The organism is Flavobacterium sp. KH_001, assembly GCF_057840745.1.
Map to the genome: position 1 here is coordinate 1,572,605 of NZ_CM174520.1, position 24,549 is coordinate 1,597,153.

The window sequence follows — 24,549 nt, forward strand, 5'->3', positions numbered from 1 at the left end:
TATGGTTTAAACTTTTCTTTTGACTATTTTTGATTCAAAATTTAATAAAATGAATAAATACATAAAAATTGCAATAGCTTTATTGGTTTGTTTAGCGGTAGGATATTCTGCCAGTACAGTAACAAGACCAAGTGTAGAAACCTGGTATCCAACTTTAATAAAGCCAATTTTTAATCCGCCAAATTGGATTTTCATGCCAATGTGGACGTTACTTTATATTTTAATGGCGGTCGCTGCCGGATTAGTGTGGGATAAAATCAAAGAACAAAATGAAGTTGTAAAAAAAGCACTGCTTTTCTTTATTATTCAGTTAACGCTGAATGCCATTTGGTCTTATTTATTCTTCGGATTAAAAAACCCGATGTTAGCTTTGGTCGAAATTGCACTTTTATGGCTTATGATTTATGAAACGTATTTAAAATTTATCAAAATCAATAAAACTGCAGGTTATTTATTGATTCCATATATGGCTTGGGTTGCTTTTGCAGCGGTTTTGAATGCGAGTATTTGGTGGTTGAATAGGTAAAATTTTGTTTGCTTTTCCAGTTCGGCTAAAGCCTCGTGTCAGGTTTTTCTTTGTTTCAGGTTTCAGGTTTAATCAATGCGTTTCCTCTATGAATAAATTTAAATTTTTTCTGGTTGTTTTAGTTTTAATATCATTTAAAGGTTTTGCTTGTTTGAATGGCGAAACCAAGATTCTTAAAAACGGAGCTTATGCTTATCTTGATTACAGAGGATTGGTTCCTCATGGACATAATTTTTTTACGAATGATTATCCTAAAATTATAAAACAACTTGATAGTGCGTATAATAAAACAAAAGATATAGATTACTTATCTGACAAAGGGTATCTTTTGATTGTTCAAAGAAAATACAAGGATGCCTTAAATTTGTATTTGAATATTGAGAAAACAAACCCCAATAGATATTCAACAGCATCAAATCTTGGGACGCTTTATGAATTAATGGGTGACAATCAAAAAGCATATAAGTGGATTAAAAAATCTATTGAAATTAATCCTGAATCTCACAATGGTTCTGAATGGCTTCATTTAAAAATATTAGAAGCAAAAATCAAGAATTTGAATACTGTTTCGGGCTCATTTTTAATCAATACAAATTTCGGAAATACAGGGTTACCTCAGACTAAATTATCAAAAGAAGAAGTTGAAAAATTAGCAAAAGTGATTTATTTTCAAGTAAATGAGAGAATGTCATTTATTGAGCCTAAAGATAAAATTATTTCAATTTTACTTTTTGAGCTAGGAAATCTTGTGGAGCTGATAGGAGAACATGAAAACGCTTTTCGAGTTTATAAACTTGCGAGAATGTATGGTTATGATGACGATCTTATCATTGCGAGAATGATTAATAGTGCTCAAGTTGATTATGTATACTATCGTCAAAAAGCTATGATTTATGGCAAGCAACTTAAAGCGTTAAGAGAAAATAATAAATCGATTGATTTAAATTATGTTTATCGAATAGAAACAAGTTTAATAATCTTATTAATAATTGCCGTTATATTATTAGTTGCTTTTATTGCCTTTTTTATAAAATGGAAAAAACTAAAAAAATCTATTTCAACTTCTTAAACTCATCATTTTTAGCAGTCAAAAAATCCATTGTTGCCAGAACATTCGGATGCTCTAAAAGCGTTTTAGATTTTAGATCGGCATCACAAAATTGAAGAAAGAGTTCTTTTTCTTCGGAAGTTAATTTTAGTTCTTTTGTAAAGAAAATTTCAGGGACTGTGGTTGCAATAAGTTTTTTAAAATCCATTTCAGGGATCTTCTTTTTAGGCTCTTCTTTGTCTTTTTTTAATAAACCAAAAAGCCCACCACCAATTGCTCCAAAATTCATTCCGTTTGGTATTGAGCCATCGTAAACCGGAATAAAGCGTTTTAAATCTCTGGCCTGTTTGTCAATGTTTATTTCGGCAATCGCTTCTGCATCATACTCAATTTTTGGGAATTTAATTTTGGTTATGACAACTTCATCCAGTTCTTCGGGTTTTAAGACCATATTAACTACCAGATTATTAACTTCAATGTTTTGGGAGGTTATCTTTAATCTTGAAAAGAAATAATTTTTAGAAAAGAAAATCAAACTGTCTTTGACATTTAACAAAATAGCAAATTCTCCTAACGCATTTGTAGTTGTGCTTGTTTTGGCTGTTTTATTAATGACTTCGACACCTTTTAGTACATTGCTTTGAGAAACAACTTTTCCGTGAAGTAGTTTCTCTGTTTGGGAAATAGAAAGTTGGTAAGTGAAAAAGGAAATTGTGGTGAGTAATTTTACTTTCATCTAATTGTTGTTTTTTGGTTTTAATTTCTTAAACTCATCGTTTTTAGCATATAAAAAATCCATTGTAGCTAAAACGTTTGGTTGCTCTAGTAGCAATTTAGATTTTGGGTCAGCATCGCAGAATTCAATAAATAGTTCTTTTTCTTCAGGTTTTAAACTAAGTTGTTTTGTGAAAAAATCCGGAGGAACAGATGTTGCAACGAGTTTTTTAAAATCAATTTCGGGGCTTTTAGGTTTGATTTCTTTTTCTTTTGCTAAGAGAGCGTATATTTTTTTTCCGATATGGATAAAATCAATTCCGTTTGTGATCGTTCCAAATCCTGTAGGTTTGCCAGAATTGAGTTTAATTTCTTCAATTTCTTGAGATGTAAGCCGGATCGGTTTAAATTTTATATTTGAAACCACTACTTCATTTAATTCTTCAGGTTTAATAATCAGATTTACTACCAGATTGCTGCTTTCAATATTTTGAGAGGTTACTTTTAATCTTGAAACGAAATAATCGTCAGAGATAAAAAATAAGCTGTCTTTTACATTTGCTGCAATTGAAAATTCTCCCAAATCATTAGTAGTGGTGGTTGTCTGTGCTGTTTTATTAATTACTTCGGCACCTTTAATAACGTTGTTTTGAGAAACAACTTTTCCGTGCAGCAATTTTTCAGTTTGCGAAATTGAAAGTTGGTAAGTGAAAAAAGAAATTGTGGTAAGTAATTTTACTTTCATCTAATTAAGGTTTTTCGTTTCCAATTTCTTAAACTCTTCATTTTTGGCGTACAAAAAATCCATTGTTGCTAAAACATTAGGATGTTCTAAAAGTGTCTTAGATTTCGGATCGGCATCGCAGAATTTTATAAAAATTTCTTTTTCTTCAGAGATTATTTTTAAGTTTTTAACGAAGAATTCAGAGGGACAAGAAGCGAGTACTAGTTTTCTAAAGCGGTCGTCACGAGGCTCAATTTTTTTCTTTGGTTTATCAAAGATCGGGTAACTGAAATCTAATCCATTTTTAATCTTCCCGTCATAAACAGTCACTTTTGAAGTTACTTCATCAAATTTCTTTCTAATTATAATCTTATTTATTTCTTCCTTATTATTGACGATTTTTTTAATTTCAGTTTTAGTAAAAACAGATCTTGAAACTATAACATTCTCTAATTCTTCGGCTTTTGGATTCATCTCAACAGTGAGATAGCTTTTTTCCAGATCTTTTAAAGTTAGCTTCAATCTTGTAAATAAGTAATTCTTTGAAAAAAACAATAAACTGTCCTGCTCTTTTGCTAAAATTGAAAACTCTCCAAATTCGTTTGTTCGTGTACTGGTTTTAGCAGTTTTGTTAATTACTTCAACATTTTTAAGCAAAATGTTTTGCGAATAAACTTTTCCGTTTAATAATTTTTCGGTTTGAGAAATACTCAGCTGGTAAGTGAAAAAAGAAATTGTGGTAAGTAATTTTACTTTCATCTAATGGTATTTAGTTGATAGTAAAATTATTAGAATTGTCTTAACGAAAACTTACAGAATCTGTAAATTCTTGTTAATTCGAATTTTGTGGAGTTTTCAGTCTCAGTCTCAGTTTTCAGTTGCAAAGTCTGCGACTGAAAACTGCTACTGAAGACTTTTTACAATATTTCAATTAAATCTGAAGGTGTATTTATTACCAATTTGGCACCGCTGGCGATTAATTCCTCTTCTGTGCGATAACCCCATGAAACACCTAGTGGAAACATATTGGCGTTAGTTGCTGTCAACATATCAATATCGGAGTCGCCTATAAAAATAATTTCTTCTGTTTTTAAATTCCAGTTTTTGCTTATTTCAAGGGCTTCAAAAGGATTTGGTTTTTTAAGTGCTTCAGTGCTTAAACCAACGGCAGTGTTAAAATAATCCGGGAATATTTCCGACGCTATCTTTTTCGTAAGTTCATCTGCTTTGTTTGAGAAGACTGCTAATTTGATATCTCGCGAAACTAAATCATCCAGCAATTCAACAATTCCTGCGTAAGGTTTTGTTTTTAGCGTACAAATTTCACGATATTCCGCAATCATATTTTCGAAACAAACTTCGATTTCATTCTCAGAATTGTTTGATGCTGGCAAAGCTTTGCTGACCAAATTTCTTAATCCACTTCCAATAAAATATTGGTAAGCATCGTAAGTATGTGTTGGATAATTTAGACTAGTAAGAACATTATTCATGGCGTCTGAAATGTCTTCTAATGAGTTGACTAAGGTTCCGTCTAAATCAAAAATAATTCCTTTGTATTTCATTCTCTTAAATAGTATTGGCTAAAATAAACCCGCTTGTCCAGGCATTTTGAAAGTTAAAACCTCCGGTAATGGCGTCGATGTTTACAATTTCGCCTGCAAAATAAAGGTTTTGATGTAATTTACTTTCCATGGTTTTGAAGTTGATTTCTTTTAAATCGATGCCGCCGGCCGTAACGAATTCTTCCTTAAAAGTACTTTTTCCGTTTACCTGAAATTTTGCTTTTGTCAATTGAGCAGCTAAGTTCTGCAATTGAATTTTAGATAAATCAGCCCATTTTGTTTCAGCTTCAATTTCAGAAGCCAAAACCAAACTTTCCCATAAACGATTCGGAAAGTCGAAAGGAGATTTTTTTGAAACGGCTTTTTTGGCATGTTCCTGTTTTAAGTCTTTTAGGATTTTCTCCGCATCTTCTGTATCCACATCATTTAACCAATTCACAAAAATCGTAAACTGATAATTTTTGTCGAATAAAATACGGGCGCCCCAAGCTGAAAGCTTTAGAATTGCTGGACCACTCATTCCCCAATGTGTGATTAACAAAGGTCCGGTGGATTCTAGTTTGGTATCCTTTACATTAACGGTAACTTGCGCCGCAACGCCGGGTAATTCTTTTATTCGCGGATCTTTGATGTTGAAAGTAAATAGGGAAGGGACAGGACTGATAATCGCGTGTCCTTTCTCTTGCAGCATTTCCCAAATTTTTGGATTGCTTCCTGTCGCCAGAACTAATTTTTCAGCAATAAATTTATCGCTTTGCGTATCAATTTTCCAATGATTTTCTGCTTTGTAAATCGATTGCACGCTTTGACCCGTCAATACTTTTATGCCTAATTTTTCAGTTGCTTTTAAGAAACAATCGATTATGGTTTGTGAAGAATTTGAAACGGGAAACATTCTCCCGTCGTCTTCAATTTTTAATTCCACACCATGTTTTTCGAACCATTCAATTGTATCTCCCGAACAAAATTGATGAAAAGGACCTCGAAGTTCTTTTTCGCCACGCGGGTAAAATTTAACCAATTCATTCGGTTCAAAACAAGCGTGCGTTACATTGCATCTTCCACCACCGGAAACGCGGACCTTAGAAAGAACTTCTTTTCCTCTTTCTAAAATGGCAATTTTCAGTTTCGGATTTTTCTCTGCAATATTAATAGCGGTAAAAAAACCTGCAGCGCCTCCGCCCACAATTAGGATGTCGAAATTTTGACTCATATTTTATCTGGAAGATCAGTGATGATTCCGTTTACTTTTAAATTTTTTATTTTTTGAATGTCTTCTTCAATATTTACTGTCCAGGGTAAAACCAGAAATCCTTTTTCTTGTATTTCCTTAGTGTTTTTCTCATTCAATAAATGATAATAAGGATGAATGGCCTTTGCTTTTATTGTTTCGGCGAAAGCCAAAGCTAAATTCAGATCCGTTTCAGTTAATACGCCGATTGGAATATTTTGGTTTAAATCATGTACATGTTGCAAGGCATTCCAATCAAAACTTGAAACGATGAAATGCTCATATTTCCAATTTTTCTCTGAAACATATTCTTCAATTAAAGCCACAACTTTAGAAAAAGTATCGAAGTTTTTCAATTCGATATTGATCAGGCATTTTTTATCTACCAGATCAAAAACTTCCTTTAAAGTTGGAATTTCATGCTTGTCAGCAATCAAAAACGATTTTAACTCCGGCAAAGATAAGGTATTTACAAAACCTTTTCCATTGGTCATTTTGTCGATCGTTTCGTCGTGAATTACGATTATGTGCCCGTCAACGCTTAAGTGAACGTCGAGTTCGATTCCGTCAGCATTTAAGTCTAATGCTTTCTGAAAGGCTTGTAAAGTATTCTCGGGTTCGTAGCCTTTGGCACCGCGATGTGCAATCTTAAGCATGTCTAGAAAGTTTTACCGCAAAGGTCGCAAAGTTTTACGCAAAGGTCGCAAGGATTAGGTAAAAAAGTTTGCCACAGATTCCACAGATTAAAAAGATTATAAAAATCAATTTAATCCATTAATCTGTGGCAAAAAACTTTGCGAACCTAGCGTAAAGCTTTGCGGCCTTTGCGGTTAAGTACGTTCCAATAAAACGATGTCGAAATCACTATCAATAGTCACTTTTCCATCAATAACTTCGACGTTTTGATCTGAATAAGTATCTCTTAATTTTGTTCCGTTTTCGAAGATAGTATTTACCGAAATTTCTTTTTTTCCTTTTGGTAAATCTAAACCAATAACGACTTTATCTTCGAAAGTTCCTTTAGAAAAAGTTCTGGAGAAAACATAAAATTCCGAATTAATTTGCTGATGAATTCCAGCGCCAATTGCGGGATGATTTTTTCTGAATTGCCCTAATTTCTGCCAATGCAAAAGTGTTTTTTTGGTTTCCTGATTGTTCAGAATATCGTCCCAATTCATATTGGAACGTAAAGTGGCATCGCCGTTTGTCCCTTCTACAACTAAAGATCGTCCAGATTCGTCTCCATAATAAACTTGTGACATTCCGGGAGATAATAATAATTTTGTACCAGCTTCGATGCCTTTTGTTCTGTTGGCGTCAAAAGGTTGTCCATCGTCATGTGACGACATATAATTAAGAACAGAATATCCTTTTAAGTCATTGTTTAAAGCATTCGAATATTTAGAAAATAAACCTTCATAATTGTTTTGAGCGGCATTCCATTTGAATTCAAAATTGATCATACTGTTGAAACCATTCTGGAAATAATTTACTTTTCTATCTCCAAAATCGTAATCCTGACCACCACTGATTCCGTAACCGTAAACTTCGGCAATTGTATAAAACGGGTTTTGATCTAAAACTTGTAGTGGATGGTGTTTCTTCCATGTTTCAAAAGCGTAATCACATTCTTTTTTAAAATCGGCCCAAACGTCTTCGTTGGTATGTTTTACGGTATCGGCTCGGTAACCGTCAATTCCGAATTCAACAATATAATCTGTCAGCCATTTTATAATGTAATATTTTGGTGTTCTTGGATAATTAGTTCTTTTGAAGAACTCATCCAACGAAGCTATTTCTTTTTCATAACGGCCTTCTTTTTTCCATTTTTCAATTAAAAAAGGAGGGAGCTGAACTTCTTGTGTACTTTCTGTTCTGACATCCGGAAGATTATCCACTAAAGTACACATCGTTGTATTTTCGAATGATTTGTAATCGCAAACTACGCCGGTTCTAACCCAATCCGAAGGCCAAACGGGATCTTCAGCAGTTACAGGTCCGGTATGATTGATTACACCATCCAGAATAATTCTGATACCTTTTTCGTGTGCTTTTTGAACCAGTTTTGCTAAATCTTCTTTGGTACCAAAATTCGGATCTAAAGCGGTCCAGTCTTTTGCCCAATAACCATGAAATCCATAGCTGAAACCTGTTCCTTCATCAACGCCATCGTGAATTTGCTCTACAATCGGCGTAAGCCAAATGGCATTTATTCCTAGTTTCTCAAAATATCCTGATTCGATTTTTTTTGTGATTCCGATAATATCTCCACCCTCGAATCCACGCAATTTTGCTGGAGTTTTGGTTCGGTTAAAATTTACATCGTTGGCGGTATTTCCATTATAAAAACGATCGGTAAGTAAAAAGTAAACATTGGCCCCTTCCCAGACGAAAGGTGTTTTTGAAGTATTTTCGTTATTCATTGAAACTGATTTTGAGCCAGAACAACTCGTGATTAAGAATACTAAAGGTAAAAAAAGGAAAGTGTATTTTTTCATTTATTCTGAATTTAACGAAGATTTATAATAAAAAAGTTCCGCCACGAATTCACGAATTTTATTCTCAAAGATTGTCAAAAATAATTCGTGAATTCGTGGCGGAAAAACTTTGCAGTTAAGTTTTATTCCAATTCTAAAACCAAAGCTGATTTTGGCTCCAAAGCAATTTCAGTGGCTAAATCAAATGTTTTTCCAGTTAAAACATCTTTTCCAGATTTAAAGTTTTTGATGTTTTCTTTAAAACGGTTTGTCTTCACCGTTTGTGCTTTTGCATTGTTATTGAAAACCACCATTACGGTTTTCTTATCATTATATCTGAAATAAACATAAGTGTTGTTTTCCGGAATATAATGTGTCATTTTACCGGTATGAATAGCTTCATTTGATTTTCTCCAGTTGAATAATTTTGAAGTAAAATCGAAGTATTGCGCTTGTTCAGCTGTTCTTCCTGCTGCAGTCAAGGCATTGTTTTTGTCGCCAGCCCATCCGCCAGGGAAATCTCTGCGAATATCTGCATCGCCTTTGCCTTTGTCACCGCCCATTCCAATTTCTGAACCATAATAAACTTGTGGAATTCCACGAACTGTAGCCAATAAAGTCATTGCCAGTTTGTATTTAGGAAAATCGTATTTAAACTTATCATTCATACGATCGGTATCGTGATTTTCAGCAAAAACCAAAATGTTATTTGTATTTGGATATAAATAATCCATTGCAAAATTGTTGTAGAATTTAATCATTCCATTGTCCCAAGTTCCTTCACTTTCATTAAATGCAGAAGTAACCTGACTTTGAAGTGTAAAATCCATCACACTTGGTAAATTCGAATTGTAATTTTCGATGGCACCAATTTTACTGTCTTTTTGCCAATACGCTAAATTCGCCTGATTGTGCATCCAGATTTCACCCACAATATTGAAATTAGGATATTCATTTGTAATTGATTTTGCCCAATTGGCCATTGCCGTTTGGTCAGAATAATTATAAGTATCAACTCTAAACCCGTCCAAATTGGCATATTCAATCCACCAAATAGCATTTTGAGTTAAGTATTTAGCCACTAAAGGATTTCTCAAATTCAAGTCTGGCATAGAAGGTACAAACCAGCCATCAACACAAACTTCCTGATCAATTTTTGAAGCATGAATATCGGTAATCACCTCACGTCTGTGGTGTGTTTGCGTAAAGTTTTCAAATTGATTGAACCAGGTTTTAGTAGGCATGTCTTTCATCATCCAGTGGGTAATTCCCCAGTGATTGGTAACATAATCCATAACCAATTTCATGTCTTTTTTGTGCAATTCTGATGATAAACGAACGTAATCTTCATTCGTTCCGTAACGCGGATCTATTTTATAAACATCAGACTGTGCATATCCGTGATAAGAATGCTGTTTGTCGTTGTCTTCGCATAAAGGCGTGTTCCAAATTGTTGTTGCGCCCAGAGACGAAATATAATCTAAGTTTTTGATGATTCCTTCGATATCTCCACCGTGACGACCTGCTGGTTCCTGACGATTTGCTTTTTCAGTTAAAGAAGCATTGGTGTCGTTTTTCGGATTTCCGTTCGCAAAACGATCCGGCATGATTAGGTAAATCAAGTCTGATGAATCGTAACTTTTTCGGTCAGCCGAATTCGCTCTTCTTTCTTTAAGGGAATATTTTTGAGTAAAAGCAACTTTATTATTGGCTTTAAAAGAGAAAACTAATTCTGAAGCTTTTAAATTTTGTGTGTCAATTGTAACAAAAAGATAGTTTGAATTTTCTGTTTTTTCTACATTTTTAATCACAATATTATTAGAAACCGAAGCTTCATATTGTGCGATATTTTTTCCGTAGAACATAATCTGCAACTCCGGATTTTTCATTCCAGCGTACCAAAATGGCGGTTCAACTTTCTGAATTTGCGCTTTCGCGGAAGCGGAAAATAGTAGAACAAATAGGAGTATTTTGTAGAAAATGTGGTTGGTTTGAAATGCTATTTTTTGGATGTTCATAGTGAAGATGGATTTAAACTATATAAGAAATGTAAGAACATCTAAGATAAAAATTGGGGAGATTTCTATTTAAATGGACTTACATTCTTATAATGTTAATTAAAATTATTTAGTTTCAATTATGCTAATTGCATAACCTCCTCCTGGAGCAGATAACTGTGATAATTTTGATTTATTTGTTACGGCAATTTTCTTAATCGTATAAGCTTGCGGATTTGTTTTGTAATGCGCATCTTTTGCATCAGCATAAATTGTTGCAGTATATTTTTTACCTTTTTCAAGGAAACTGAAATCGATGTTTGATGTACGGGCAGTTTCTCCGTTTACGTTTCCAACAAACCAGTTGTTTGTTCCTTTTGCTTTACGGGCAACTGTAATAAAATCGCCTGGTTCAGCTTCGATATATTTACTTTCTGACCAGTCTAAAGCCACATCTTTAATGAACTGGAAAGCATCGGGAAAACGGTTATAGTTCTCTGGAGTATCAGCCGCCATTTGCAATGGGCTGTACATCGTAACGTATAAAGCCAATTGATTTGCAATAGTACTGTTTACATGTGATTTGTTATCAGGATTCATTTTACTAATATCCATTTCGAAGATTCCAGGAGTGTAATCCATTGGACCTCCAATTAAACGTGTAAAAGGCAATACCGTAACGTGATTTGGTTTAGAACCTCCAAAAGCCTGATATTCTGTTCCTCTTGCAGCTTCGTTTCCAATTAAGTTTGGGTATGTTCTCGCAATTCCGGTTGGGCGAACTGCTTCGTGAGCATTCACCATAATTTTATAATCAGCTGCTTTTTCGATTGCGTATTGATAATGGTTTACAATCCATTGATCGTAATGGTTTTCACCGCGAGGCAAAATGTCTCCAACGTATCCGCTTTTTACAGCATCGTATCCATTGTCTTTCATGAATTGATACGCTTTATCCATATGACGCTCGTAGTTACGAACTGAACCTGAAGTTTCATGGTGCATGATGATTTTGATTCCTTTAGATTTTGCATATTCGTGCAAACCTTTCACATCAAAATCCGGGTAAGGCGTTACAAAATCAAAAACATAATCTTTTGAATGTCCAAACCAGTCTTCCCAGCCTTCGTTCCATCCTTCAACCAAAACAGCGTCGAAACCATTTGCAGCAGCAAAATCAATGTATTTTTTTACGTTAGCATTGTTCGCTCCGTGTGTTCCGCTTGGTTTTGCTTTTGAGAAATCAGAAACACCCAATTGTACTGTTGGAAAATCGTTTGTGTATGACCAAGAGCTTTTTCCTGTAATCATTTCCCACCAAACACCAATGTATTTTACTGGTTTAATCCAGGAAGTATTATCAATTTTTGATGGATCATTTAAATTATAAGTCATTTTTGAAGCTAAGATTTCTCTTGCGTCATCGCTCACCATAATCGTTCTCCAAGGAGAGTGGCTCGGTGCCTGCATATAACCTTTATCTCCTTTTGCATCTGGCGTTAACCAAGATTCAAAAATCATGTTTTTGTCATCTAAATTCAAATGCATACAAGAATAATTGATCAAAGCCGCTTCGTGTAAGTTGATGTATAAACCATCATTTGTTTTTAACATCAAAGAAGTCTGAACTCCTGTTGGAGAAAAGTTCTTTTGAGAAACGTTTGCTGTGTATGCTTTCTGAGACAAACCTCTAATTTCAGATAATTTCGATTTGGTATAATCGTATTCCTGAGTATCGTAATCTCCCGGAATCCAAAATGCAGTGTGGTCGCCCGCCATTGCAAATTGAGTTCTTTCTTCTTTGATTACGAAATAAGTAAGGTTCTTTTGTGTTGGGAATTCATATCTAAATCCAAGTCCGTCATCGAACAAACGGAAACGAATTACGATTTGTCTGTCCGTTCCTTTTTGATTTAAAGTGACAGCCAATTCATTATAATGATTTCTGATATTGTCCACTTCTCCCCAAACCGGTTTCCATGTTTCATCAAAAGTGGTTGTTTTTGTATCCACAACAGTAAAATCATTCAATAAAGATTTTTTGTCATCTTTAAGTTCAAGACCTAATTTACTTGTTTTTACTACCTCTTTGTTTTTGTATTTTAAGCTGTAAGTTGGCGTTCCGTCGTTTTGAAGCGAAAATTCCATTACGAACTTTCCTTCGGGTGATTTTAATTGTTGTGCTTTTGCAATTGAGCTAAAAGCAAACAAGATTAAACTTGCGAAAAATAAGTTTTTCATGTTTTTTGATTTTAAGAGTATTAATTTATTTGTGCAAATTTACCTGCAATTTCAGGTTTCCCGTTAACTACAATAGTTAAATCCTGGTCCCCGTCTACGGTAAAAGTTGTTTCGTTGTGATTTACAGCTACTTTCAAAATTTGATTTCTGAAATTAATTTTAAAGGAATAGCCTTTCCATTCTTTTGGAATTTTCGGAGCAAAATGAAGCTGGTCATTTTTAACACGCATTCCTCCAAAACCTTCCACAATGCTCATCCAAGTTCCGGCCATTGACGTGATGTGACAACCTTCTTCTACCTCTTTGTTATAATCATCTAAATCCAGACGAGAAGTTCTTAAGTAGAAAGTATAGGCCATATCCATTTTATCTAAATGGGCAGCCTGAATCGAGTGTACACAAGGCGAAAGCGAACTTTCATGAACCGTAAAAGACTCATAAAAATTGAAATTGCGTTCTAATTCTTCTTTAGAAAAATGATCTTCAAAGAAATAGAAACATTGTAAAACATCGGCTTGTTTAATATAAGGAGAACGTAAAACGCGATCCCATGACCACTTTTGATTGATTGGTCTTTGTGAACGATCTAAATCTTTTACCGGAACCAAATCTTTGTCTAAGAAACCATCTTGCTGTAAATAAATACCCAATTCTTTTGAAATAGGGAAGTACATGTCATTAGCTACTTTTTTCCATTCCTGAATTTCATTAGCAGATAACTTCACTTTTTCAAGAACACGTTTGTGATCAGCTGGATATTCCAACGCCACTTTATTTATTTGTTCCGATGCATAATCAATACACCATTTTGCAATATAATTGGTGTAGAAATTATTGTTGATGTTATTCTCGTATTCATTTGGACCCGTAACGCCCAAAATAACATATTGATTTTTTTCTTTAGAAAAAGAAGCTCTTTGATGCCAGAAACGCGCAATTCCGATTAAAACTTCTAAACCTTTTTCTGGAATATAAGAGTAGTCTCCTGTGAAACGGTAATAGTTGTAAATCGCAAAAGCAATCGCACCATTTCTGTGAATTTCTTCGTGTGTGATTTCCCATTCGTTGTGGCATTCTTCTCCATTCATGGTAACCATTGGATACAGCGCCGCTCCGTTTTTGAAACCTAAATTGTCTTTTGCGTTTTCAATCGCTTTATCCAATTGATTGAAACGGTACGTCAATAAGTTTCTTGCAACTTGTTGGTCTTTTGTCGCCATGTAAAACGGAATACAATAAGCCTCAGTGTCCCAATAAGTCGAACCGCCGTATTTTTCTCCGGTAAAACCTTTTGGTCCAATATTCAAACGAGAATCTTTTCCTAAATAGGTTTGATTTAATTGGAAAATGTTAAAACGAATTCCTTGTTGTGCTTTTACATCGCCATCAATGGTAATATCTGACATTTCCCAGATTTTGCTCCAGGCGTCAATTTGATTTTGAAGTAAGGCATCATATCCTAAAGTAACGGCAGCTTTAATTGTTTTTTCGGCTGCAGCCAAAGTATTTTCGTGATTTAAAGAAACGGTATATCCACCAATTTTTTGAATAGATGAGGTTTGTCCTTTAGCGATAATGGTTCCGTAAGTAAACTGAACTTTATCTGTAGTTGAATCGATTGTTGAAGGCGAAATGTTTACGTTTTCTCCGTTTGCAAAAATCGTATTGTGCATGAAAGTCGTAACTTTAAAATGCGTTTTAAAAGTCTGCGCCGTTACAAAAGCTTCATTTGCACCTTTTTTTACTTCAAGAGGTTCCCAGAATTTTTCTTCCCAGTTGGCATCTTCATTCGTAACTCCGGCGTCAATATAAGGTTTGTAAACAATTTTGGCATCTTTGTTTAAAGGCGTAATTTCGTATTTGATAATTCCGGCTTCATCCAAATCCAAAGAAAGAAAACGACGAATGTTTACGGCAATTTCAGTTCCGTTTTTTAATGTCGCTTCAAAAGAACGGTTGTACCATCCTTCTTTCATATTCAATTCTCTACGAAAGTTTTTAACCTCCGTACAAGTATTTAAATCTAAGTTTTCTTCGTTGATTTTAACGTCAATTCCAATCCAGTTTGGAGCGTTTAATACTTTCGCAAAATATTTTGGATAGCCGTTTTTCCACCAGCCTACTTTAGTTTTGTCCGGGTAATAAATTCCGGCGATATAACTTCCCTGAAAAGTTTCACCAGAGTATGTTTCTTCAAAATTGGCACGTTGTCCCATAGCACCGTTTCCGATACTAAAAAGGCTCTCAGACGATTTTACTCTTTCAACATCAAAACCTTCTTCTATGATGGACCAATTGTCTGGTTTTATATAATCTTGATTCATTTTTTCTTTATTAGATAATTGGGCAATTAGATAATTCTTTAATTAGAAAATGTGCCGATTTGATAATTAGATAATTACCTCTTTGGCTTTCTTTTTTGATTTATCTGATTAATTGCTCGTTTGTACTATTTTACTTTTTTAATTAGTTGATTTATTTTTCAAGCCAATTAGATAATCAGTCAATTAGATAATTAGAAAATTCAAGTTTGGAGAATTATCTAATTATCTAATTGGCACATTTTCTAATTAATTAGTTTTTCAATAAAGCTTGTTGTGATTTGGGTAAAATCTTTAAAAATATAATCAGCTTCATGTAAAATTGTTTCCTCACCAATTCCAACACTTACCATTTCTCCTATGTTTGCTGCCTGAATTCCGGCAACAGAATCTTCAAATACAATTGAATTTTTTGGATCAATATTTAATAATTGAGCCGCTTTTAAGAAAACCTCTGGATCCGGTTTTGCATTGGTAACATCATTTCCGTCAACAATAACATCGAAATACGAAAGGATTCCTGTTTTTTCAAGAATTGGTCGGGCATTTTTACTCGCTGAGCCTAATGCAATTCCCTGGTTTTTATCTTTTAATAATTGCAGAATTGTAAAAACTCCAGGAAGAATCTCGCTTTCGTCCATGTCAACTAAATAAGATAAGTAATCTTCATTTTTTTGAATTAACCATTTGTCTTTGTCTTCCTGCGAAGCCTGAACATTTCCTAATCCAAGTATAATATCTAACGAACGTACACGGCTCACGCCTTTAAGTAATTCGTTGTCTTCAAGCGTAAAATTTATATTTAAAGACTGAGCTATTTTTTGCCAGGCTAAAAAATGGTATTTGGCGGTATCAACGATTACGCCATCAAGATCGAATATGAATGCTTTTCTATTCATGAATTTCAATTTTAGTTCTGTTATTTACTCTCAGCGTAAGCAATCCTGCGAATATCATGGATACACCGCCAATGATTAGAGCGTAAATAGGTTCATTGTGAAAGAATTGTTTGATAACAAATCCTAAGATTGTTGCAGCTACAATTTGTGGGATAACTACGAAAAAGTTAAAAACACCCATATAATAGCCCATTTTAGCGGCTGGTAAAGCACCAGATAGCATGGCATATGGCATAGACAAAATACTTGCCCATGCAATACCAACGCCTAACATTGGAAGGATAAGCATTTGCTTGTCACCAATAAAGTAAATAGAAATTAAGCCAACACCTCCCGCACATAAAGCTAATAAATGTGTTGCTCTAACACCCACTTTTTTTGCTATAATGGGTAGTAAAAATGCAACCGCTGCCGCTATTCCGTTGTATACTGTAAATAATACAGAAACCCAGTCAGCCGCATCATTGTAAACTTTTGAAGTCGTGTCTGTTGTTCCAAAAATGTGTTGTGTAACCGCTTGTGTAGTATAAATCCACATAGAGAAAAGCGCAAACCAAGAAAAGAATTGAACCCAGGCCAATTTTTTCATTGTGGCGGGCATATTCAATAAATCAGTCATGATTATGGTGAAACCATTATTTATCTTAGAGCTTCTTAATTGAGAAGCTATCATAAATAAAACGCCCATAAAAACTAAACCAACAAAGAGAATATAGAGTTCTTTTGCTAAACTGTTTTCGAAAATCAAAAAGGAAACTAAAGATCCAATTGATGCCAATAATACTCCCAAAAACAATTGCCTTTTAATATTGCTTTTAGATTCTGTTTCGGGATTAATGATTTCTTCTCTGTCTTTTTTGCTTTGAAGTTCGAACTCATGAAGTTCTTCCGGTGTATATTCGGTTGTTTTAAAAACAGTCCATAAAACCGAAAGTAAAAATACGATACCTCCAATGTAGAAAGACCATTTAACCGAATCGGGGATAATTCCTTCAGGAGCAGTATTGCTTACTCCAAAGACATTTGTAAAAAGATACGGCAAAACAGAACCTACAACAGCACCAGTTCCGATAAAGAAACTCTGCATTGCAAAACCTAAAGTGCGTTGTTTTTCAGGTAAGTTGTCACCTACAAAGGCACGAAAAGGTTCCATCGAAACATTTATCGACGCATCCATTATCCATAAAGTACCCGCAGCAATCCATAAAGTTGGAGAGTTGGGCATTATGAATAAAGCAACAGATGATAAAATGGCTCCAATTAAAAAATAAGGGCGACGTCTGCCTAAACGAGTCCAGGTTCTATCACTGAAATAACCAATTACGGGCTGAATTATTAAACCTGAAACAGGAGCAGCAATCCATAAAATTGGAATTTCATCAATTTTAGCACCAAGGGTTTCAAAAATTCTTGAAGTATTTGCGTTTTGCAGTGCAAAACCAAATTGTATTCCTAAGAAACCGAAACTCATGTTCCAAATTTCCCAGAAACTTAATTTACGCTTTTCCATTATCGTAATTAAAAAATTAATTAGACGATAAGCGCTTTGCTTATCAAAACTTACTGTTTTTTCGAAGTAAAAGTAAAAGCTTTGACGGCCGTAAAAGTATAAATTATTTTTAGATAAATGCTAACAAAAAAGCCATAAATATTTTTTATGGCTTTAGAAAGGGTTGATTTTAAGAATTTTAGTCAGTAGATTCTCTTTTTATTAAGTGAGTTTCGATTACTTCTGTAGTGTAATTTTCGTTCTCTTCGTCATCATCGTCGTGTTCTGCTTCAAGCCTTTCAATTAGCATTTTAGCAGCTTTATTTCCCATTTTTTCACCACTCTGACTTACGGTTGTAATGCTTGGTGTTGAGTATTTAGAAATAATTCCGTCAGTAAAAGCAATTACAGCCAAATCTTCAGGAACTTTGAGTCCCATTTTGCTTGCAGTCTTGATAATTGTTACTGCAAAAAGTTCATTTACAGCAAAAACAGCATCAAAAGCCCTGTCATGCAAAAGTTGGCTAATTGTTATTTCGCAAGTATCTACATCTTCAATTTTAATAATTAAATCTTCGTTGAAAGGTAATCCGTTGTCTAAAAGCGCTTTTTCGTAACCATCGGTTCTTAATTTTCCAACACTTACATAGTCGACAGTAGTGACTAATGCGATCTTTTTTCGTCCATTATCAATCAGGCTCTGAACTGCTTCATAAGCCGCAGCTTTATCATCTATAATAACTTTATCGCACAAAATATCGTTGGTCACACGGTCAAACATTACAACTGGCATTCCCTGATTTATAACCTCGGTAATGTGATGAAAGTCACCTTTATACTGGGTTTCTTTAGAAAGTGACATGATGAAACCGTCGATGCTTCCGTTGGCTAACATCTCCATATTTAGGACTTCTTTATCAAAAGAATCATCAGATAAACAGATGACAACACTATAACCATTTTCGTTGGCAACCTGCTCAATTCCGTTGATTACAGTAGAGAAAAAATAATGTACAATTTCCGGAATGATAATGCCAATACTTTTGGTTTTCCGGTTTTTTAGACTAAGGGCAATATTGTTGGGTTTATAGTTGTAAAATTTGGCAAAAGCCTGCACTTTTAAGCGTGTTTCTTCTCCTATTTCTAAGCTGTTTCTTAGTGATTTTGAGACAGTTGAAATAGAAACGTCCAGTTCCTTTGCAATCTGTTTTAGCGTGATTTTACGTTTCATATGTAGTATTGAAAAAAATCTAATTAATAATAAAGATATCTTTTATTTTATGATTTAGCATTTTTTGACTTAAAAGATTACAAAAAACAGAAAGTTTTCAACACTATCACGTTTTCGTAAACCAATTAAAATTGCCTCTTGTTGGGCGTGTTAAAATATTCCTAATTTTGAAATTCGAAGTAAAATTAAAAACTTAACTAACAATCACAAACTCAAACTAATTTAAACAAAAAGTATGAAAACAATTTACAAAAAGTTGTTATTTTTATTCCTACTGCTGCCGTTTACTGTACTCGCTCAAAGTACGCTAAGTGGTACTGTTGTCGAAAAGTCCGGACAACCAATTCCAGGAGTAAATATAAGTGTTCAGGGCACGCCAGGAGGTGCTTCTACAGATTTCGACGGGAAGTTTCAGTTACCTAATGTAAAAAAAGGAGACAAAGTTGTTGTTTCTTTCATTGGGTACAAAACATACTCCGTTATCTATGATGGACAGAAAAATTTAACTGTAACCTTACAAGAAGATGCAAATGAACTTAAAGAAGTTGTAGTTCAGGTAGGTTACGGTTCTACAAAAAAGAAGGATGTAACAGGTGCGGTATCTAAAGTTACTGCTGAAAACCTAAATCAGGGAACTTTAGTTGATCCTATCCAGGGATTACAAGGTAAAGCAGCAGGGGTTTCGATCACAAAACAAGGGGGTGACCCAAATAAAGGTTTTGATGTTCGTATTCGTGGAGCTGCTGGTTTTGCTGCCGGAGGTTCGCCTTTATATGTAGTTGATGGTGTTAGAGGTGTAGATCCTACAACGATTTCTCCAGACGATATTACTTCTTATGATATCCTTAAAGATGCGGCTTCGACTGCAATTTATGGTGCTGATGGAGCAAATGGAGTGGTTTTCATTACAACTAAAAAAGGAAAATCAGGAAAAACATTAATTGAATTTAATTCATCTATAGCTACAGATCAGGTTGCTAATGAGCAAGATTTTATTTCTGCAGGTCAATATAGAGATTACATAGCAGCACATCCAAGTATCGATTTTACTGATAATGGTGGAAATGTAGACTGGCAAAATCAAATTTTCAGAACCGGTTTTACTAAAGTTAATAGTTTAGCTGTTTCTGGAGGAAGTGAGACAGGAAATTACAGAGGATCTATTTCTAATAGTGATTTTGAAGGAGTTATTAGAAACTCAGGAAAAAAGAGAACTGTTGGTAGATTAAACGTGACTCAAAAAGCATTCAACGATAAGTTAGTTTTTGATATGGGGCTTTCGGCTACTATAGAACACAATGACTATGTAAATTATGGAACTGATGGAAAAGATCAGGTGATTTACCAGGCTTTTCAAAGGCTACCAACCGATCCAGTTTATAGAGCTGATGGAGCGTTATTTGAAGCACCGGGAACAAATAATTATTATAACCCAATGCAATCAATTAATAATATTGAGAACAATAGAGATGCTAAATTCCTTTCTGGTAATTTAGGTTTGTCTTATGAGTTTGCAAAAGGGTTAGTAGGTAAAGTTTCTGGTAGTTATTTAAGAAACGATAGTGAAAGTACTTATTTTGAGCCTACTTACAACTATGTTTTTACAGGTACTACTGAAACTCCAATTTATTTAGGATATGGAAAAAGATCTTATGCTAATTGGGAGCAAGGTTTAGTTGAGGCTACTTTGACGTATAAAACTACGTTTGCTGATTCGCACAATGTGACATTATTGGGAGGTTACTCTTATAGAACGACCGGAAGTGATGGTTTTGCTATGGAAGCTAACAACTCTACTTCTAATACTTTAGGTTCTGATAATTTTCAAAATTTCGAAACTATTGTTTTGGGTAACTTGACTTCATATAAAAATGAGCGTAAAGACATTGGTATGTTTGCAAGAGCAACTTATGACTTTCAATCTAAATACTACGTGACAGGAATGATTCGTAGAGATGGTTCATCTATTTTTGGAGAGAATGAACAATGGGGTTATTTCCCATCAGTTCAGGTTGCATGGAATATTGCTAACGAAAACTTCATTAGAGATAACGTAAGCGCATTGAATTTATTAAAATTCAGAGGAAGCTGGGGTATTTCTGGAAATAGTAATTTGCCAGTTGATGCTAAAGATTTAGCAGTTAGACCTTCTATTCAAGGTGGATTAGTAGCTTATGGTTATAATCACAATGCTAATCCTGATTTAAAATGGGATCAAAATACGGAGACCAACTTTGGACTTGATTTTGGTTTATTTAATAACAGATTAAGTGGGTCAGTTGAATTATACAGTAAAAAAATTACTGATATGTTGATTGCTAATACAAACGTTCCAACTGAAACAAATTTCTCAAATACTACTTTTATTAATGGTGGAGAAATGAAAAATACCGGTATTGAAGCAACTTTGACAGGTAAAGTAGTTGACGGTAAAGACTTTAGCTGGAGTACAACAGTAGTGTATACTCAAAACAAACAAGAAGTTATTGCTTTAGGAAATGACCGTTATAATTATTCGTTTATTAATACAGGTTATATTTCTGGACCTGGATTAGTTGGTGTACCAACACAAAGAATGCAGGCGGGTTATAAATTAGGTACGTTTTTCGGATATGAGTACGCTGGAGTATCTAATGGGAAGTGGTTGATCAAAGGAAATGACGATCAATTACACTATTTAGAAGATGTAGCTAATTCTGATGATCACAAAAAAGTAATTGGTAATGCTTTACCAGATTTTGAAATGGGATGGAGTAACTATCTTAAATACAAAAACTGGGATATGAGTATGTCATTTAGAGCCGTTGTTGGAAATGATGTTTACAATGCAACGAATCAGGTTTTTGGAAATCCTGATCAGGTAGGAACCAGAAGTGTAAACAATGAAGCATTAATTTTGAATGATGCTGGAATTCAGGGAGCTTATAGCGCTTTGTCATATTACATTGAAGACGCAAGTTTTATTAAGTTAGACAATATTAACTTAGGTTACACTTTTGTAAACCCGTCATTTGCTTCTGCAATTTCAAAACTTCGTTTTTATGCTTCTATGAACAATGTATTTACCTTAACGAATTATGGTGGTGCGGATCCTGAGGTTAATTTTTCTGGAGGAAAAGACAATAAAGAAATCTTTTTTGGAATAGATAATTACAACAACTATCCTAAAACAAGAACCTTAACATTTGGTTTGAATCTTTCATTTTAATACAAAAATCATGAAACTAAAAAATAAAATAACGGTATTAGGTTTAAGCTTTTTAGCTTTTTCTTGTACTGATTTAGATACAACAAATAGCGAGTATTTGACAGGAGAACAATATCCTGAAACTACAGAACAAGCTATCAATCTTGCTACACCTGTTTTTGCTAAGACACAAGGAATGCTTGATGGCGGAGGATGGTGGTTTACTCAGGAATTAACTTCTGATGAAGCAGTTTGTCCTACAAGAGGAGCTGACTGGGATGATGGTGGAAAATGGAGAGCTTTATCAAGACATACTTGGGGACCTCAAACTGAAGCTGTCACTCAATTATATGGAATGATTTATTCTGCAGTGCCTCAGGCAAATTATGCAATTGAAACTTTAACACCAGCTTCTGCCGCAAACCCAAGGGTAGCTAAAGTTTTAGCTCAGGTAAAAGTTTCAAGAGCTTATTATTACTATCTAGCTATAGATAATTTTGGAGATGTTCCTTTTCCAACAACTTTTACAGGGGCTGAAGAATTTCCTTCTAAAACTCCAAGAGCAGAAGTTTTTGCTGCCATTGTTAAAGATGTAGAAGATAATGTAGCGTTATTGCCAAAACAAGGCGATGATGGTGTTGTAAGAAGTGATATTACGCAAGGTATGGGATATACACTTTTGGCTAAATTGTATTTAAATGCAAAAGTTTACACTGGTACTGCAATGTGGGAAAAAGCTATTGCAGCTTGTGATAAGGTATTAGCATTAGGGTATTCTTTAGAAGCTAATCCTTTAGCACCATTTGCAACTCAAAATGAAAATTGTAAAGAAAATATCTATACAATTGCTTATGATCAGGATACTTACAAAGGTTTCAATCTTCATATGCGTACTTTAATTGACTTATCTCAACAGACTTTCAATATGAGTACAGCTCCATGGAATGGATTCGCAACTTTAGAAGCACATTATAATTCGTTTCCTTCTGGAGATAAAAGGTTAGCAGGAATCCTTGTTGGACAACAAAAAACAAAAGCTGGCGATAATATCCAGGATCCTAAGTCAGGAAATGCAAGTTTAGTTTTTACAGCTAATATTCCAAATCTGCAAATGTCATTAGGAACTAATACACAAGAGCAAATTAGAATGGCCGGTGCAAGACCAGTAAAATGGGAAATTGCAGCAGGTGCTAGAGATAATTTAAGTAATGATTTCCCTCTTTTCAGACTAGCGGATGTTAAGTTAATGAAAGCGGAGGCTCTAGTTTGGTTAAATGGTGCTGGTGCTGGTGATGCTTTAGTTAATGAAATTAAAGGCAGAGCAGGTATTGCTCAAACAAGTGGATATACATTGAATGATATTTTAGCAGAAAGAGGTAGAGAAATGATGTGGGAAGGACACCGTCGCCAGGATTTGATCCGTAACGGTAAATTTGAAAACATTTGGTGGGAGAAATCAGATACTGATGCTAACCACAGATTGTTCCCAATTCCTCAATATGCGATTAATGCAAATAAAAATTTATTGCCACAAAACCCAGGATATTAATAATATAAAAATATAAATCAAAATGAAAAAATTAACTTTTTTATTACTAGGACTACTTGCATTTACTATAACTTCATGTAGTGATGATGATCCGGATATCATTGTAAATGGTACAGAAAAAATAACAACATTGCCTGTTTTAGAAGCATTACCGGCACCAGCTGAATATGTAGTTGAACAAGATGTTAACGAGGCTACCGAGGCAGGAACTTTTAAATGGTCAGCAGCAGAGTTAGAATATAATGGTCCAGTTTCTTATTACATTCAAATTGCTCCTGCTGGAAGTGATTTTTCTGATGCTGTAAATGTATTTGCTGAAAGTGTTTCAACACCTACAAAAAGCTTTACGTTTGGAGATTTAAACAGTGCGTTAACAAGATTGAATGCTACACTTGTAGCTAATGGAAAAGCATCTTTAGGATTTGGAGCTTTAGCAGAAGTTGATGTTAGAGTAAAAGCAATTGCTGATAAATCACAATCAATAGGATATTCTTTACCTCAATTAATGAAAATTAATGCTTTTGAAGATATTACTGTTATTGTTCCTAAATTATTCTTAGTTGGTGCGCCACAAGCTTATTATGGACAATCAGCATGGGATGAGAAAAACGGTATTGCTTTAAAATATATTGGAGACGGAACAACTAAACTTTTTGAAGGTTTTGTTAAAGTTGCTGCTGGAGAAGGATTCAAATTCACTGGTGACGGAAAAACATGGGATAATGGTAATTACGGTACTGATGGAGCTGTTGCAGCTGTTTCAGGAGGACAAGAATATGCTTTAACTAATTCAGGAGGAAGCAGTGATCTTAAAGTTGCTGAAGCTGATGGATCAGGATTGTATTATGTACGTGTTGACATGGATGCTATGAAAGTTAAAGTTATCAAAATGCAATGGGGTGTTATCGGTGCTGCTACTGCTGGCGGATGGAATGATGAAAGTGCAATGGGCTATGATTTTGCAACTAATAAATGGTCATACGCAGGAACAGATATTACACCTGGAGAAATGAAATTTAGATCTAGAAACACTGGTGTTTATATCAATGGAACTGATGGTGGATGGACATTCAACGTAGGTGATTTACTTTTTGTTGGTGATGGAGGAACAGGAGCTAACTTTAGTGTTACTGCTGGTGCAAAACCAACATTAATTGTAAATATTGATGGAACTGCGTTTGTTACATTGTAACTTATAAATGATATATTAAATAAAAAGGGCTATCAAATTTAGATATCCCTTTTGTTTTTATAAGGAATAACCCTTAAAATTTAAATAAAGTTTTAAACACTACAACGTTTGCGAAGGTAATTTCGAAAACGTTATAATTAAGATGTTTATTAATAAAT

At 34.4% G+C, this 24,549-nt stretch carries 18 protein-coding genes; 5 read left to right on the forward strand and 13 right to left on the reverse strand.

Features of this window, described 5'->3' with window-relative positions; translation table 11 throughout:
* Window positions 1-49 precede the first annotated feature (49 nt).
* Window positions 50-526, forward strand: coding sequence for a TspO/MBR family protein (locus AC3ITQ_RS06960; protein ID WP_489237576.1), 477 nt, complete (start codon window positions 50-52; stop codon window positions 524-526).
* An 88-nt stretch (window positions 527-614) separates the two neighbouring features.
* Complete coding sequence (locus AC3ITQ_RS06965) at window positions 615-1,595, forward strand: tetratricopeptide repeat protein (RefSeq protein WP_489237578.1); 981 nt, start codon at window positions 615-617, stop codon at window positions 1,593-1,595.
* Here the strand turns inward: AC3ITQ_RS06965 and AC3ITQ_RS06970 are convergent.
* From AC3ITQ_RS06970 to AC3ITQ_RS07030, 13 genes are all read right to left on the reverse strand, one after another.
* Window positions 1,579-2,310 carry a hypothetical protein gene (locus AC3ITQ_RS06970; RefSeq protein WP_489237580.1) on the reverse strand — a complete coding sequence of 244 codons (732 nt, stop codon included), beginning with the start codon at window positions 2,308-2,310 and terminating at the stop codon, window positions 1,579-1,581. The two genes, AC3ITQ_RS06965 and AC3ITQ_RS06970, sit on opposite strands and share 17 nt — an antisense overlap.
* Entirely contained in the window at window positions 2,311-3,033 is a 723-nt protein-coding gene (locus AC3ITQ_RS06975) for a hypothetical protein (RefSeq protein ID WP_489237582.1), read from the reverse strand.
* The gene (locus tag AC3ITQ_RS06980; RefSeq protein ID WP_489237583.1) at window positions 3,034-3,771 is read right to left on the reverse strand and encodes a hypothetical protein; all 738 of its coding nucleotides are present in this window, start codon (window positions 3,769-3,771) and stop codon (window positions 3,034-3,036) included. It abuts the gene before it with no gap.
* A gap of 158 nt (window positions 3,772-3,929) precedes the next feature.
* Window positions 3,930-4,577 carry an HAD family hydrolase gene (locus AC3ITQ_RS06985; protein WP_489237585.1) on the reverse strand — a complete coding sequence of 216 codons (648 nt, stop codon included), beginning with the start codon at window positions 4,575-4,577 and terminating at the stop codon, window positions 3,930-3,932.
* Between the two features lie 4 nt (window positions 4,578-4,581).
* Window positions 4,582-5,790, reverse strand: coding sequence for a BaiN/RdsA family NAD(P)/FAD-dependent oxidoreductase (locus AC3ITQ_RS06990; RefSeq protein ID WP_489237587.1), 1,209 nt, complete (start codon window positions 5,788-5,790; stop codon window positions 4,582-4,584).
* Window positions 5,787-6,464 carry a glycerophosphodiester phosphodiesterase gene (locus tag AC3ITQ_RS06995; protein WP_489237589.1) on the reverse strand — a complete coding sequence of 226 codons (678 nt, stop codon included), beginning with the start codon at window positions 6,462-6,464 and terminating at the stop codon, window positions 5,787-5,789. The genes AC3ITQ_RS06990 and AC3ITQ_RS06995 overlap by 4 nt, the downstream gene beginning before the upstream one ends.
* Before the next feature lie 174 nt (window positions 6,465-6,638).
* Entirely contained in the window at window positions 6,639-8,306 is a 1,668-nt protein-coding gene (locus AC3ITQ_RS07000) for an alpha-amylase family glycosyl hydrolase (RefSeq protein ID WP_489237591.1), read from the reverse strand.
* 122 nt (window positions 8,307-8,428) lie between these two features.
* Window positions 8,429-10,303: a glycoside hydrolase family 13 protein gene (locus AC3ITQ_RS07005; RefSeq protein ID WP_489237593.1), complete on the reverse strand. Its 1,875-nt coding sequence runs from the start codon at window positions 10,301-10,303 to the stop codon at window positions 8,429-8,431.
* A gap of 105 nt (window positions 10,304-10,408) precedes the next feature.
* On the reverse strand, window positions 10,409-12,523 hold the full coding sequence (locus tag AC3ITQ_RS07010; RefSeq protein ID WP_489237595.1) for a glycoside hydrolase family 97 protein: 2,115 nt from the start codon (window positions 12,521-12,523) through the stop codon (window positions 10,409-10,411).
* A 20-nt stretch (window positions 12,524-12,543) separates the two neighbouring features.
* Entirely contained in the window at window positions 12,544-14,847 is a 2,304-nt protein-coding gene (locus AC3ITQ_RS07015) for a glycoside hydrolase family 65 protein (RefSeq protein ID WP_489237596.1), read from the reverse strand.
* A gap of 242 nt (window positions 14,848-15,089) precedes the next feature.
* A complete protein-coding gene (gene pgmB, locus AC3ITQ_RS07020; RefSeq protein ID WP_489237598.1) occupies window positions 15,090-15,743 on the reverse strand; it encodes a beta-phosphoglucomutase in 654 nt (217 codons plus the stop codon).
* The gene (locus AC3ITQ_RS07025; RefSeq protein WP_489237600.1) at window positions 15,736-17,253 is read right to left on the reverse strand and encodes an MFS transporter; all 1,518 of its coding nucleotides are present in this window, start codon (window positions 17,251-17,253) and stop codon (window positions 15,736-15,738) included. Before AC3ITQ_RS07025 ends, pgmB begins: the two co-directional genes overlap by 8 nt.
* A 178-nt stretch (window positions 17,254-17,431) precedes the next feature.
* The gene (locus AC3ITQ_RS07030) at window positions 17,432-18,463 is read right to left on the reverse strand and encodes a LacI family DNA-binding transcriptional regulator (RefSeq protein WP_072970340.1); all 1,032 of its coding nucleotides are present in this window, start codon (window positions 18,461-18,463) and stop codon (window positions 17,432-17,434) included.
* Window positions 18,464-18,698: 235 nt separating this feature from the next.
* Between AC3ITQ_RS07030 and AC3ITQ_RS07035 the strand changes: the two genes are divergently transcribed.
* The 3 genes from AC3ITQ_RS07035 to AC3ITQ_RS07045 are packed head-to-tail and all read left to right on the forward strand — an operon-like array spanning window position 18,699 to window position 24,391.
* Window positions 18,699-21,671 (forward strand): SusC/RagA family TonB-linked outer membrane protein, encoded by a 2,973-nt coding sequence (locus AC3ITQ_RS07035; RefSeq protein ID WP_489237602.1) that lies wholly within the window; start codon window positions 18,699-18,701, stop codon window positions 21,669-21,671.
* Window positions 21,672-21,681: 10 nt separating this feature from the next.
* Window positions 21,682-23,199, forward strand: coding sequence for a RagB/SusD family nutrient uptake outer membrane protein (locus tag AC3ITQ_RS07040; RefSeq protein WP_072970342.1), 1,518 nt, complete (start codon window positions 21,682-21,684; stop codon window positions 23,197-23,199).
* Window positions 23,200-23,221: 22 nt separating this feature from the next.
* A complete protein-coding gene (locus AC3ITQ_RS07045) occupies window positions 23,222-24,391 on the forward strand; it encodes a SusE domain-containing protein (protein ID WP_489237605.1) in 1,170 nt (389 codons plus the stop codon).
* Window positions 24,392-24,549 lie beyond the last annotated feature (158 nt).